Annotated in this window: 8 protein-coding genes and 1 pseudogene; 3 read left to right on the forward strand and 6 right to left on the reverse strand. The window is 63.6% G+C overall.

Features of this window, described 5'->3' with window-relative positions:
• Positions 1-394 precede the first annotated feature (394 nt).
• The 4 genes from M0D43_RS01000 to M0D43_RS01015 all read right to left on the reverse strand — a co-directional run bounded on the left by M0D43_RS01000 (position 395) and on the right by M0D43_RS01015 (position 4,719).
• The gene (locus tag M0D43_RS01000) at positions 395-1,210 is read right to left on the reverse strand and encodes an alpha/beta fold hydrolase (protein WP_252163181.1); all 816 of its coding nucleotides are present in this window, start codon (positions 1,208-1,210) and stop codon (positions 395-397) included.
• 196 nt (positions 1,211-1,406) lie between these two features.
• A complete protein-coding gene (gene acnB / locus M0D43_RS01005) occupies positions 1,407-3,998 on the reverse strand; it encodes a bifunctional aconitate hydratase 2/2-methylisocitrate dehydratase (protein WP_252163182.1) in 2,592 nt (863 codons plus the stop codon).
• 65 nt (positions 3,999-4,063) lie between these two features.
• Positions 4,064-4,474: a type II toxin-antitoxin system VapC family toxin gene (locus M0D43_RS01010; protein WP_011259444.1), complete on the reverse strand. Its 411-nt coding sequence runs from the start codon at positions 4,472-4,474 to the stop codon at positions 4,064-4,066.
• Positions 4,471-4,719 carry an AbrB/MazE/SpoVT family DNA-binding domain-containing protein gene (locus M0D43_RS01015; RefSeq protein WP_016903180.1) on the reverse strand — a complete coding sequence of 83 codons (249 nt, stop codon included), beginning with the start codon at positions 4,717-4,719 and terminating at the stop codon, positions 4,471-4,473. Before M0D43_RS01015 ends, M0D43_RS01010 begins: the two co-directional genes overlap by 4 nt.
• 147 nt (positions 4,720-4,866) lie before the next feature.
• On the opposite strand from M0D43_RS01015, the gene acnA reads away from it, so the two are divergent.
• Positions 4,867-7,635 carry an aconitate hydratase AcnA gene (gene acnA, locus M0D43_RS01020; protein WP_252163183.1) on the forward strand — a complete coding sequence of 923 codons (2,769 nt, stop codon included), beginning with the start codon at positions 4,867-4,869 and terminating at the stop codon, positions 7,633-7,635.
• Between the two features lie 338 nt (positions 7,636-7,973).
• On the opposite strand, the pseudogene M0D43_RS01025 reads toward acnA, so the two are convergent.
• Positions 7,974-8,218 (reverse strand): annotated as a pseudogene (locus tag M0D43_RS01025) (hypothetical protein).
• Between the two features lie 97 nt (positions 8,219-8,315).
• On the opposite strand from M0D43_RS01025, the gene rpfB reads away from it, so the two are divergent.
• On the forward strand, positions 8,316-9,998 hold the full coding sequence (gene rpfB, locus M0D43_RS01030) for a fatty acyl-CoA ligase RpfB (RefSeq protein WP_252163184.1): 1,683 nt from the start codon (positions 8,316-8,318) through the stop codon (positions 9,996-9,998).
• Positions 9,999-10,173: 175 nt separating this feature from the next.
• Complete coding sequence (rpfF, locus tag M0D43_RS01035) at positions 10,174-11,043, forward strand: diffusible signal factor synthase RpfF (RefSeq protein WP_252163185.1); 870 nt, start codon at positions 10,174-10,176, stop codon at positions 11,041-11,043.
• Positions 11,044-11,054: 11 nt separating this feature from the next.
• Here the strand turns inward: rpfF and rpfC are convergent, their stop codons facing one another.
• Positions 11,055-13,235 (reverse strand): sensor histidine kinase RpfC, encoded by a 2,181-nt coding sequence (rpfC, locus tag M0D43_RS01040; protein ID WP_252163186.1) that lies wholly within the window; start codon positions 13,233-13,235, stop codon positions 11,055-11,057.
• Positions 13,236-13,301 lie beyond the last annotated feature (66 nt).

Consider the following 13,301-nt stretch of genomic DNA (forward strand, 5'->3'; position numbering starts at 1 on the left):
TAACCGCTCTTAACGCGACTGATGAAAAGCGGGGTCTTGACGATGAGGCAGGGATGCCTTGCCACCGAGTCCGGCATTTACTGCTCGTACCAGGCATTGATTGGGAGTCCACGCCAACGCTGCTGCCTATCGATCGCGACAGGTTGCCGGCCACGTCGAGAACAAGCTCAGTTCTCCCGAAGACGTGCGCGCCATGCGTGCGTCGACTGCGGCCTGGCTACACTGCGGTTTCGCTGCAGAGCGTCATGTCAAACAACCAGCCAACGATCTGCTGCGGTGCTCTCGCCGCTTGCAGGACCGTTGGCGGCAGGGATGGCGCCATCGCCCCCGTGGGCGGGGGTTCACCGCGTGTCCCGCGCGCGGTGAGGACACCGCGCACGCGACCAACCAAGCATCACTGCAGCGTACGCTTCAACCATCCCAACAGCTGCGCATTGACGAACGCCGGATTTTCCAGCGACGCGATATGCCCTGCATCGGGCACCAGTTCGTAGTCGCAACCGATGACCTCGGCCATCATCCACAACTCCTCCGGCGGGCGCGGAACGTCGTATTCGCCACCCAACAGGAACGTGTTGGCAGGGTTGAGCGCAGCCAGCGTTTCGAGTCGATCGTCGCGCCCGAAGATCAGCCGCCCTAGCGGCACGATCGAAGCGCGCAACTGCTCGGGCGACATCGCCGCCAGACGCTGCGCGAACGCCGCCGGCAACGCAGACTGCAGATCGATACCGGGGCGGAAAAAGAGCGGCACGATCGCCTCGACCAATGCCGGGGTCACCTGCCCCGCCGCATCGATCGCATCGAGCAATGCGAAGTAGCGCGTACGTGTCGCCTGCGATTCGGCACCCATAAAGGTGTCCATCAACACCAGGCTACGCACGCGCTCCGGCACGCGCATGGCCAACTCCGCACCCCACATGCCACCCACCGACAGACCCACCACTGCACATTGCGGAAGCTCCAGTGCATCCATCAGCGTAAGCATCTGATCGGCCAGATCCCCCACCGTCTGCGTGCCCGCCGGCAATGCGTCTGATTGCCCATGCCCCCACAGCTCGGGAACGATGACCTGGTAATGCTGCGACAGCGCCTGGATCTGCGGCTCCCACATCGCAGCGTCCCAGAGATAACTGTGACCAAGCAAAACCGGAAAACCTTGGCCGTGTTGCGTGTAGTGCAACGTCTGACCGGAAATTGTGCAAATGGGCATGGGCATCAACGGACAGTGGTAGAGCGGCCGGACTCTAGACCCGTGGACCTCAGATTTTTGTTGCAATGCCACAATCCAGTCAGCTGGTAGTTGCTTTAACGCCCGGCTTCGTGACGACAACACGAAGCGATTGTCCGAAAAGCGAAATGCCCGGCAGTGCCGGGCATTTCGGACTCACACAGATCAGCGGCTGAAATCAGGCCGCGACGGTATCGGCCACGTCCTGGTATTCCTGGATCTGATCGAAGTTCATGTAGCGGTAGATCTGCTCGCCACTGGTCTTGATCACACCCACGTCGGCCATGTACTCGTCCTTGGTCGGGATGCGGCCCAGACGCGAGCAGATCGCCGCCAGCTCCGCCGAGCCCAGGTACACATTGGTATTGCGACCCAGGCGGTTGGGGAAGTTGCGCGTGGAGGTGGAGAACACCGTGGCACCCTCGCGTGCCTGCGCCTGGTTGCCCATGCACAGCGAGCAGCCCGGCATTTCCATGCGCGCACCGGCTGCGCCGAAGGTGCCGTAATGGCCTTCCTTGGTCAGCTCGGAGGCGTCCATCTTGGTCGGCGGCGCCACCCACAGGCGGGTCGGGATATCGCGCTTGCCTTCCAGCAGCTTGGCGGCGGCACGGAAGTGCCCGATGTTGGTCATGCACGAACCGATGAACACCTCGTCGATCGCCGCACCAGCCACCTCGGACAGTGTCTTGACGTCGTCCGGGTCGTTCGGGCACGCCACGATCGGCTCGTGGATGTCGGCCAGGTCGATCTCGATGACGGCGGCGTACTCGGCGTCGGCATCGGGCTGCAGCAGTTGCGGATCGGCCAGCCACTCTTCCATCTTCTTGATGCGGCGGCCCAGCGTGCGCGCATCGGCATAGCCTTCGGCAATCATCCAGCGCAGCAGGGTGATGTTGCTGGTCAGGTATTCGATGATCGGTGCCTTATCCAGGTGCACGGTGCAACCGGCCGCCGAACGTTCGGCCGAGGCGTCGGACAGTTCGAACGCCTGCTCCACCTTCAGGTTCGGCAAGCCTTCGATTTCCAGGATGCGGCCGGAGAAGATGTTCTTCTTGCCCTGCTTGGCCACGGTCAACAGACCGTCCTTGATCGCGTACAGCGGAATCGCGTTGACCAGGTCGCGCAAGGTCACGCCCGGCTGCATCTCACCCTTGAAGCGCACCAGCACGCTCTCGGGCATGTCCAGCGGCATCACACCGGTGGCGGCCGCGAACGCCACCAGGCCGGAGCCGGCCGGGAACGAGATGCCGATCGGGAAACGCGTGTGCGAGTCGCCGCCGGTGCCGACGGTGTCGGGCAGCAGCATGCGATTGAGCCAGCTGTGGATCACGCCATCGCCCGGACGCAGCGACACGCCGCCGCGGGTGGAAATGAACTCCGGCAGGGTGTGGTGGGTCTTGACGTCCACCGGCTTCGGATACGCGGCGGTGTGGCAGAACGACTGCATCACCAGGTCGGCCGAGAAGCCCAGGCAGGCCAGGTCCTTGAGCTCGTCGCGGGTCATCGGGCCGGTGGTGTCCTGCGATCCCACCGAGGTCATCTTCGGCTCGCAATAGGTGCCCGGACGCATGCCCTGGCCTTCCGGCAAGCCGCAGGCGCGGCCGACCATCTTCTGCGCCAGCGAGAAGCCCTTGCCGGTGTCCGGCGGGTCCATCGGCAGGCGGAACAGGTCCGAGGCCGGCAGGCCCAGGAACTCGCGCGCCTTGGCGGTCAGGCCGCGGCCGACGATCAACGGAATGCGGCCACCGGCGCGCACTTCGTCGAACAGCACGTCCGACTTCATCGCGAACTCGGCGATCACCTGCCCGTTCTTCAGCGCCTTGCCGTCGTACGGACGCAGCTCGACCACATCGCCGTGCTCCATCTGCGATACGTCCAGCTCGATCGGCAGCGCGCCGGCGTCTTCCATCGTGTTGTAGAAGATCGGGGCGATCTTGCTGCCCAGGCACACGCCGCCGAAGCGCTTGTTGGGAATGAACGGAATGTCTTCGCCGGTCCACCACAGCACCGAGTTGGTCGCCGACTTGCGCGAGGAACCGGTACCGACCACATCGCCCACGTAGGCGACCAGATGGCCCTTGTCCTTGAGATCGGCGATGGCCTGGATCGGGCCGCGCTTGCCGTCCTCTTCCGGCTCGAACGCCGCGCCGTCGCGCTTGTTCTTCAACATCGCCAGCGCGTGCAGCGGGATGTCCGGGCGGGTGGTGGCATCCGGAGCCGGCGACAGGTCGTCGGTGTTGGTCTCGCCCGGCACCTTGAACACGGTGACGGTCATGCTCTGCGGCACTTCCGGCTTGCTGGTGAACCACTCGGCGTCGGCCCAGCTCTGCAGCACGGCCTTGGCATGCGCATTACCGGCTTGCGCCTTTTCCTGCACGTCGTGGAAGGCGTCGAACACCAGCAAGGTGTGCTTTAGCGCTTCGGCGGCGGTGGCGCCCAGCTCGGCGTTGTCCAGCAGGTCGATCAGCGGCTGAATGTTGTAGCCACCCAGCATGGTGCCCAGCAGTTCGGTCGCACGCGTGGGGCTGATCAGTGCGGTTTTCTCGGTGCCGAAGGCGACAGCGGCCAGGTACGAGGCCTTGACCTTGGCGGCGTCGTCGACGCCGGCCGGCACGCGCTGGCTGAGCAGCTCGACCAGGAATTCTTCTTCGCCCGCCGGCGGAGCCTTCAACAGCTCGATGACCTCGGCGGTCTGCTGCGCGGTCAGCGGCAGCGGCGGGATACCGAGCGCGGCGCGCTCTGCAACGTGGTGGCGATAGGCTTCCAACATGCGGGTTCTCCAAAAAGGACAGCAGTGAATGTGTAAAAGGTCAGACGTGGATCGGAAGACGTGGATCAGGCAACGGGCTTGGGGACGGTGATCTTCAAGCCCTTGAAGTAGTCGCGGAAGAAGCCCTCGTCGCGGGTGATCAACCCATCGCACTGGAGCATCGCGTGGGCGCCGATCAGAAAATCCGCCACCACCCGCTCGCGCTTGCCGCCGCGTGCGCGGAAGCGCTTGTTCATATGGCCGGCGCGCACCGCCGCCGCTTCCTGGGTGGCTTCGTAACGCACCCCGATCGAGGCCAGGGTTTCCATCAGGTCGACCTGGGTGTCGAGCATGGCCAGCACTTCGGCCACCACCGCATCGCAGACCACCACTTCGTCGCGGGCCAGCGCATCGCCAATGCAGATTTCCGACACCTCGCCGTAGACCGGATCGCCGATGAGGATGTCCAGCAGCACCGAGGAATCCAGGGCGATCATGGGTCGAACGGATCCCCGGGCGCGCGGCCGCGAATGGCGCGCATGGCCTCGTCGGTGCTGGTCAGGCCATCGACCAGCTTGAACTTGCCGCGCACCTTGCGCAGCGCCTCGCTGACATCTTTGCGCAAGATGATGCGGCCACCATCGAGTTCGATCTTGAGGGTGGTGCCCTTGGTCAGGCCCAGGGCATCGCGCACGGCCTTGGGCAGCGTGATCTGTCCGCGTTCGGCAACGGTGGCTTCCATGAGCATGCTCCAGAAAGTATGCACGTATGATACGTACTTGAGCGATCGTACTCAAGCCGGCAGATCGACCTTGACACACTGTGCGTACACACTGAATCGCTCAGAATGGCCCCCTACCTAAAGCCTTCGACGCCATAGGAGTGATGCATGAGCGATTCCTTTTCCACCCGCACCTCATTCGAGGTCCACGGCAAGCGCTACGACTATTACAGCCTGCCCAAACTGGGCGAGCGCTTCGATATCGCCCACCTGCCCTACTCGATGAAGATCCTGCTGGAGAATCTGCTCCGGCACGAAGACGGCGGCGTGACCGTCGGCAAGGATCACATCGAGGCGGTTGCCACGTGGGACCCCGCCGCCGAGCCGGATATCGAAATCGCCTTCATGCCCGCGCGCGTGGTATTGCAGGATTTCACCGGCGTACCGTGCGTGGTCGACCTGGCGGCGATGCGCGATGCGGTGGTCAAGCTGGGCGGCAAGGCCGACCAGATCAACCCGCAGATTCCCTCCGAACTGGTTATCGACCACTCGGTGCAGGTGGACGTGTTCGGCAAGCCCGACGCGCTCGACCTCAATGGCAAGATCGAATTCCAGCGTAACCAGGAACGCTATGGCTTCCTGCGCTGGGGCCAGAAGGCGTTCGAAAACTTCAAGGTGGTGCCGCCCAATACCGGTATCGTCCACCAGGTGAACCTGGAAAATCTGGCGCGCGTGGTGATGAGCGCGGACAAGGACGGAACACAGATCGCCTACCCTGACACCGTGTTCGGCACCGACAGCCACACCACCATGATCAACGGCATCGGCGTGCTGGGCTGGGGCGTGGGCGGGATCGAGGCCGAGGCCGCAATGCTGGGCCAGCCCTCCTCGATGCTGATTCCGCAGGTGGTGGGCTTCAAGCTCAGCGGCAAACTGCCCGAAGGCGCCACCGCCACCGATCTGGTGCTCACCGTCACCCAGATGCTGCGCAAGGCCGGCGTGGTCGGCAAATTTGTCGAGTTCTATGGCGAAGGCTTGCAGCACCTGCCGCTGGCCGATCGCGCCACCATCGGCAACATGGCCCCCGAATACGGTGCCACCTGCGGCATCTTCCCGGTCGACCAAGAATCGCTGACCTACCTGCGTCTGTCCGGCCGCAGCGAGGAACAGATTGCGCTGGTGGAAGCCTACGCAAAGGCGCAGGGCCTGTGGCACGACGCCAACACTCCGCTGGCGCAGTACAGCGCCACGCTGGAGCTGGACATGGCCGAGGTCAAGCCGTCGCTGGCTGGGCCCAAGCGTCCGCAGGACCGCGTGCTTCTGGAAGACATGCAGTCCAATTACCGCGAGAGCCTCAAGCCGTTCGCCGAGGCGCGCAGCAAGAAGCTCACCGATCTCAAGCAGGAAGACCGCCTGAAGAACGAAGGCGGCGGCGGCACCGCGGTCGGCGCCAAGGCGTCGCAGGCCGAAAGCGCCAGTGCCAGCGGCGCCGGGTGGCAGCTGCGCGATGGCTCGGTGGTGATCGCCGCCATCACTTCATGCACCAACACCTCCAACCCGGCGGTGATGCTCGGCGCCGGCCTGCTGGCACGCAACGCGGCGGCCAAGGGCTTGAAGGCGCAACCGTGGGTCAAAACCTCGCTCGGGCCGGGCTCGCGCGTGGTCACCGATTACCTGAGCAAGGCCGGCGTGCTCGCCGACCTGGAAACGCTCGGTTTCTACGTGGTCGGCTACGGCTGCACCACCTGCATCGGCAACTCCGGCCCGCTGCCGGACGATGTGTCTGCGGCGATCGCCAAGGACGATCTGGTGGTGACGTCGGTGTTGTCGGGCAACCGCAACTTCGAAGGCCGTGTGCACCCCGAAGTTAAAATGAATTATCTGGCGTCGCCGCCGCTGGTGGTGGCGTATGCGATTGCCGGCACCACCGACATCGACCTCACCACCGAGCCGCTGGGCACCGATCGCGATGGTCAGCCGGTGTACCTGCGCGACATCTGGCCGAGCAACAAGGAAATCGGCGACACCATCGCCGCCACTGTCGGTCCGGAAATGTTCAAGCAGAACTACGCCGACGTGTTCAAGGGCGACAGCCGCTGGAACACCATCGCCTCCCCTGATGGTGCGCTGTACGAATGGGATGCCGCATCCACCTACATCAAGAACCCGCCCTACTTCGACGGCATGACCATGCAGGTCGGCAACGTGGATGACGTGCACGGCGCGCGCATCATGGGTTTGTTCGGCGACTCGATCACCACCGACCACATCTCCCCGGCCGGCAACATCAAGAAGGATTCGCCTGCGGGGCGCTTTCTGCAGGAACGCGGCGTGCAGCCGGCCGACTTCAATAGCTACGGCAGCCGCCGCGGCAACGACGATGTGATGGTGCGCGGCACCTTCGCCAACATCCGCATCAAGAACCTGATGTTCGGCGGCGAAGAAGGCGGCAACACGCTGTACTACCCCGCCGACGGCGGCCAGCCGGAAAAGCTGGCGATCTACGATGCGGCCATGAAGTACAAGGCCGACGGCGTACCGCTGGTGGTGCTGGCCGGCAAGGAATACGGCACCGGCTCCTCGCGCGACTGGGCCGCCAAGGGCACCAACCTGCTCGGGGTCAAGGCGGTCATCGCCGAGAGCTTCGAACGCATTCACCGCTCCAACCTGGTCGGCATGGGCGTGCTGCCGCTGCAGTTCCTGGAAAACGAGAACGCACAGACCTTGGGCCTGGATGGCTCGGAAGTGCTGGACATCACCGGCCTGCAGGATGGCGCCAGCCGCCGTGCCACCGTCAACGCGAAGAAGTCCGACGGCAGCGTCAAGCAGTTTCAGGTCAAGGTGCTGCTGCTGACACCCAAGGAAGTGGAGTACTTCAAGCACGGCGGCCTGTTGCAGTACGTGCTGCGCCAATTGGCCGCCCGCAAGGCAGCCTGACCACGGCGTTTGGGCCCTGGGCCCCAGAGATGTCACGCAACTCCCGCCGCTCGGCGGGAGTTGCGTTTCTGGCATCACATGACGTGGCGAGCAAACTTTAGTGAATCGCTGCCAGGTGGTTGGGAATCGCGTGCATCGCACCTCAGCGACGCATGCCCACTGCCACACCAGCACCAGACCTCGGCATCACCTCAGGGCGGGGCGCTGCGCACCTGGTCGATGCTCCGGCATCCCAGGCGTGTGTGTTGGGCCGAGTATCGGCCACGCCATGTGGCCATAGGCGGCACTTCCGATCGAGACGTTGCAGCGGTTCAACGCCTTCACCGCCCTGCCAGCGCTCATTGCGCGTGATAGAGCTGCCAGCCGCTGCCTTGCAATCGCCAACCGGTAGTGACCTGGCAGGTCGGCGCCTGATCGGGCACCCAATCGCATCGTCGATCTCGCGTGCCTCGATGGCCTGATGCATCTGCTCCAGCGTTGCGCGCAGCCGTTGTTCCGGCGCGGCACGCGTGCACCCGAGCAACACCAGCAAGCAAACCCCCACCCACGCCACACGCGAGCGCACTTGAATGCTGCTCTGCATCACGCTTCGCCTTTTCCATCCATGACGGTATGCTGCCAGCTGTTGTAACGCCGTGGAACACACTGCGGCGCGTCAAGAACACCCTGGAGGGGGGCAGATGAATCAGGCACGTCCTTGGTTGCAAAGTTATCCGGCCGGCGTTGCCGCCGACATCGATCTTGAGCAGTTCCGCACGGTGGCCGAAGTCTTCGCCACGTCGGTAAAACGCTTTGCAGACCGGCCTGCGTATCACAGCTTCGGCAAGACCATCACCTACCGCGAAGCGGATCAACTGGTCGAGCAATTCGCCGCCTACCTGCTTGGCGAACTGCAGTTGAAGAAAGGCGACCGCGTCGCCTTGATGATGCCCAACTGCCTGCAATATCCAATCGCGACCTTCGGCGTACTGCGTGCCGGCCTGACCGTGGTCAACGTCAATCCGCTCTATACCCCGCGCGAACTCAAGCATCAGTTGATCGACTCCGGCGCCAGCGTGCTGGTGGTCATCGACAATTTCGGCACCACCGTGCAGCAGGTGATTGCCGACACGCCAGTCAAGCAAGTCATCACCACCGGCCTGGGCGACATGCTCGGCTTCCCGAAGGCGGCGGCGGTCAACTTCGTGGTCAAGTACGTCAAGAAGTTGGTGCCGGATTACCGCATCAACGGCGCGATCCGCTTCCGCGACGCGCTGGCGCTGGGCCGCAAGCACCGCGTGCCGACGCTGCAGATCGAGCCTGACGACATCGCCTTCCTGCAGTACACCGGCGGCACCACCGGCGTGGCCAAGGGCGCGATGCTGACCCACCGCAACCTGGTCGCCAACATGCAGCAGGCGCACCAGTGGCTTGCCGGCACCGGCAAGCTGGAAGAAGGCAACGAGGTGGTGATCACCGCGCTGCCGCTTTACCACATCTTCGCATTGACCGCGAACGGCCTGGTCTTCATGAAGATCGGCGGCTGCAATCATCTGATCAGCAACCCGCGCGACATGCCCGGTTTCGTCAAGGAGTTGAAGAAGACCCGCTTTACCGCGTTTACCGGCGTCAACACGCTGTTCAATGGCCTGCTCAACACGCCGGGCTTCGATCAGGTGGATTTCTCCTCGCTCAAGATGACTCTGGGCGGCGGCATGGCCGTGCAGCGCTCGGTCGCCGAGCGCTGGAAGAAGGTCACCGGCCTGACCTTGGTCGAAGCCTACGGCCTGACCGAAACCTCGCCGGCCGCGTGCATCAACCCGATGGACCTGAAGGACTACAACGGCTCGATCGGCCTGCCGATTCCGTCCACCGATGCCTGCATCAAGGACGACGCCGGCGCAGAACTGCCGCTCGGCGAAATTGGCGAGCTGTGCATCAGGGGCCCGCAGGTGATGAAGGGCTATTGGAAGAAGCCCGAAGAAACCGCCAAGGTCATGGATGCCGAAGGCTGGCTGCATACCGGCGACATCGCGCGGATGGACGCACAGGGCTTCGTCTACATCGTCGATCGCAAGAAGGACATGATTCTGGTGTCCGGCTTCAACGTGTACCCCAACGAGATCGAGGACGTGATCGCCGAAATGCCCGGCGTGCTGGAGGTGGCAGCCGTCGGTATGCCGGATGAGAGATCCGGTGAGATCGTCAAGGCAGTCATCGTGAAGAAGGATCCGGCCCTGACCGCTGATGATGTGAAGGCGCATTGCCGCGCCAACCTCACCGGCTACAAGCAGCCGCGCGTGATCGAATTCCGCAAAGAGTTGCCCAAGACCAACGTCGGCAAGATCCTGCGCCGCGAATTACGGGACGCGCCGAAAACGTAATACCGGTTATACCCCAGATCCAATCGTTCAGTATTCAGCGACGCCCGCAATGCCACAAGGCCTTGCGGGCGTTCGCTTTTACACGCATAGAATCCAAGGTCGGCGCACGCTCACGCGTTCAACCTCATCTCCGTCCGAAAGGCGGCCGGCCGGACGGTCATCACGGAGAACCACCATGTCTGCAGTTCAACCCTTCATTCGCACCAACATTGGCTCGAGCCTCCGCATCATTGAAGAACCGCAGCGTGACGTGTACTGGATCCATATGCATGCCGACCTCGCCGCCAACCCGGGGCGCGCCTGCTTTTCGACGCGCCTGGTCGACGACATTACCGGCTATCAGACCAACTTGGGGCAGCGCCTGACCAATGCCGGCGTGCTGGCACCGCACGTGGTACTGGCGTCCGACAGTGACGTGTTCAACCTGGGCGGCGATCTGTCCTTGTTCTGCCAGCTCATTCGCGAAGGCGACCGTGCTCGACTGCTTGATTACGCCCAACGCTGTGTACGCGGCGTGCATGCATTCCATGTCGGCCTCGGCGCGCGTGCGCACAGCATCGCGTTGGTGCAGGGCAATGCGCTCGGCGGCGGGTTCGAAGCGGCGTTGAGCTGTAACACCATCATCGCCGAGGAAGGCGTGATGATGGGCTTGCCCGAAGTGTTGTTCGACCTGTTCCCGGGGATGGGCGCCTACTCTTTCATGTGCCAGCGCGTCAGTGCGCAACTGGCGCAAAAGATCATGCTCGAAGGCAATCTGTACTCCGCCGAGGAGTTGCTTGGCATGGGATTGATCGATCGCGTGGTGCCGCGCGGCCAGGGCGTGGCCGCAGTCGAACAGGTGATCCGCGAAAGCAAGCGCACACCACATGCCTGGGCGGCGATGCAGCAGGTGCGCGAAATGACCACGGCGGTACCGCTAGAGGAGATGATGCGCATCACCGAAATCTGGGTCGATACGGCGATGCAGTTAGGCGAGAAGTCATTGCGTACCATGGACCGCCTGGTCCGTGCGCAATCGCGTCGGTCCGGGCTCGACGCCAGCTGATGTGCGGCGGGCTATTCACTACTCCGGGGGGAGCGCTCGTCGTCCTTGACGCCTTGCAGGCGCGCGTCGAGTGCATCCCTTCCGGCCTGCAGCTGCTCGCGTAATGCCGACAGCCGTTGTCGCCAGTCGGCCTGCAGCTGCCAGTCGGCCATGCGCATCAGCTCGCCGCCACTGCTGGCCAGCTGGGCCAGGCCCAGATTGCTGGCAACGCCACGCAATGCGTGGGCGCTCTCGCGTAGCTGCTCCCAATCCGAGCGGGTGCCATCGCGTTCGATCGCACCGACACAATTGTGTGCATCATCCAGACATTGCCGAATGAACTGACGTTCGAATCCTTCACCCATACCCAACGCGGCAAGTTCGTCCAACACGCTGGCGTCGAGCACGCCCTCGAAACTGGTCGGTGCCTGCGCAACGGGGGCGGGCGTGGCCAGTGGACGGGTGCTGACCGCCAGCTCGGCCACCGTGTCGAGCAACTTGGCCGCCACCACGGGCTTGGCCAGAAACGCACGCGCACCGGCCTGCTCGCACGCGCGTATCGCCTCCGGTGTGACATCGGCGCTAAGCACCACCACCGGGGCATAGCGCATGCCGCTGGCCTGCATCACTCGCAGCTGCTTGAGCATGTCCAGTCCACTCATGCCTGGCATGTGTAGGTCCACGATCACCGCATCGAAGTCCTCGTCGGCCATCGCGTCCAGTACCTGCTCGGCACCGTTGACGCACATCACCCTATGCCCGGCCTTCTCCAGCAATCGCTGCAACACCATGCGATTGGCCTCATGGTCGTCAGCCACCAGCATGCGCATACTGCGCACGCGCGCGCGATGACGCAGAAACGGATTGGAGAAGGCAATGACGTTGGAGGCTTCCAGCTCGTCGGGAGTCTCCAGCAGGGCTCCCACCGGCGTACGCGTCGGCGCGGCCTTCTCCAGTACGCCGATCTGCAACTGCAGCTCGAACCAGAACACGCTGCCGCCTGAGGGATTGGGTAGAAAGCCAATCGCGCCGCCCATCGCCTCGACCAGCCCCTTGGCGATCGTGGTGCCCAGGCCGGTGCCTTCATAGCGGCGCGACAAACCCACGTCCGCCTGCTCGAAGGCCTCGAACAAGCGCGGACGCATGTCCATCGGCACGCCGATGCCGCTGTCTTCGACATCGAAACGCAGCCGCACCGTCTCATTGCCATTGCCCGAGACGCGCGCGACCCGCAGCAGCACATGGCCGTGCTCGGTGAATTTGACCGCATTGCCCAGCAAGTTGAGCAACACCTGGCGCAGATGGCCGGTATCGCCCTTGAGCAGGTCCGGCACGTCGACGGCAACGTCGGTGCCGTAATCCAGTCCGCGCGCCTTGGCCTGGGGCTGCAGGATCATGTTGACCGAGCCGATCAGATCGCGCAGCGAGAAATCGCGGCGATCGATACGAATCTTGCCCGCCTCGATCGCGGAAATATCGAGCACTTCCTCCACCAGCGACAGCAGGCTGCGCGCCGAGGCCTGGATGGTATTCAGGCATTCCTTCTGCTCTGCATCCAGACGCGTGGTGGCCAGCACTTCGGTCATGCCCGACAACCCGTTCAACGGCGTGCGGAACTCGTGACTCATATTGGCCAGGAATCGGCTTTTGGCCTGGTTGGCATGCCGCGCCTCGCGGACCGCGCGCGTCATCGCACGCAACAGCGAGTCGAAGTACAGCGGCACCGCGATCAACCCCAGCAGCAAGCCCCAACTCAGATAGGGATTGGCCTTCCAGTAAGGCGAGATCAGGATGGCACTGAGAAAACTCAGGCTGGCCATCGCCGTGGCGGCACGGAGATAGTTACTGCCGTAGCGCAAGCCATTGCCGATGGTCACCCACATGCACACCGCGTACAACGGCGACGCCGGCTCGCCCTGAATTGCCATGATGGCGCCGGTGCAGGTGTAATCGAGCAGCATGCCGATCAGACGCCGCGTGTGTGACACCTGCGGCCGTAGCAGGATCGCCACCATGAGCGCCAGCGACACCACCAGCTCGCCGACCAGGATCAACCAGGTGGCCATCAACGTGTCGCCGTGGGTGTGGTGATAGCGCCAGCCCAGGTACGAAATAAACAGCGTGGTGATGATGATACGGATCAGGTTTTGCGCGTGTTCCGTATCCGCCCGGCCTGACAGACGTTGTTTCAACCATGGCAGTGGAGACTTCATAGACGCCTCAGACGCGCGCTCGCGTCAATGGGTTGGGATCCTTCCGTGGCTGCAACGCAGCGTCGA

The organism is Xanthomonas prunicola (genome assembly GCF_025266575.1).
In the GTDB taxonomy this organism is placed as follows: Bacteria; Pseudomonadota; Gammaproteobacteria; order Xanthomonadales; family Xanthomonadaceae; genus Xanthomonas; species Xanthomonas prunicola.

What these genes read in the sequence shown, in the direction of transcription:
- M0D43_RS01000 (WP_252163181.1), bottom strand. Translation starts at nt 1,210, where the DNA reads ATGCCCATTTGCACAATTTCCGGTCAGACGTTGCACTACACGCAACAC.
- acnB (WP_252163182.1), bottom strand. Translation starts at nt 3,998, where the DNA reads ATGTTGGAAGCCTATCGCCACCACGTTGCAGAGCGCGCCGCGCTCGGT.
- M0D43_RS01010 (WP_011259444.1), bottom strand. Translation starts at nt 4,474, where the DNA reads ATGATCGCCCTGGATTCCTCGGTGCTGCTGGACATCCTCATCGGCGAT.
- M0D43_RS01015 (WP_016903180.1), bottom strand. Translation starts at nt 4,719, where the DNA reads ATGGAAGCCACCGTTGCCGAACGCGGACAGATCACGCTGCCCAAGGCC.
- acnA (WP_252163183.1), top strand. Translation starts at nt 4,867, where the DNA reads ATGAGCGATTCCTTTTCCACCCGCACCTCATTCGAGGTCCACGGCAAG.
- rpfB (WP_252163184.1), top strand. Translation starts at nt 8,316, where the DNA reads ATGAATCAGGCACGTCCTTGGTTGCAAAGTTATCCGGCCGGCGTTGCC.
- rpfF (WP_252163185.1), top strand. Translation starts at nt 10,174, where the DNA reads ATGTCTGCAGTTCAACCCTTCATTCGCACCAACATTGGCTCGAGCCTC.
- rpfC (WP_252163186.1), bottom strand. Translation starts at nt 13,235, where the DNA reads ATGAAGTCTCCACTGCCATGGTTGAAACAACGTCTGTCAGGCCGGGCG.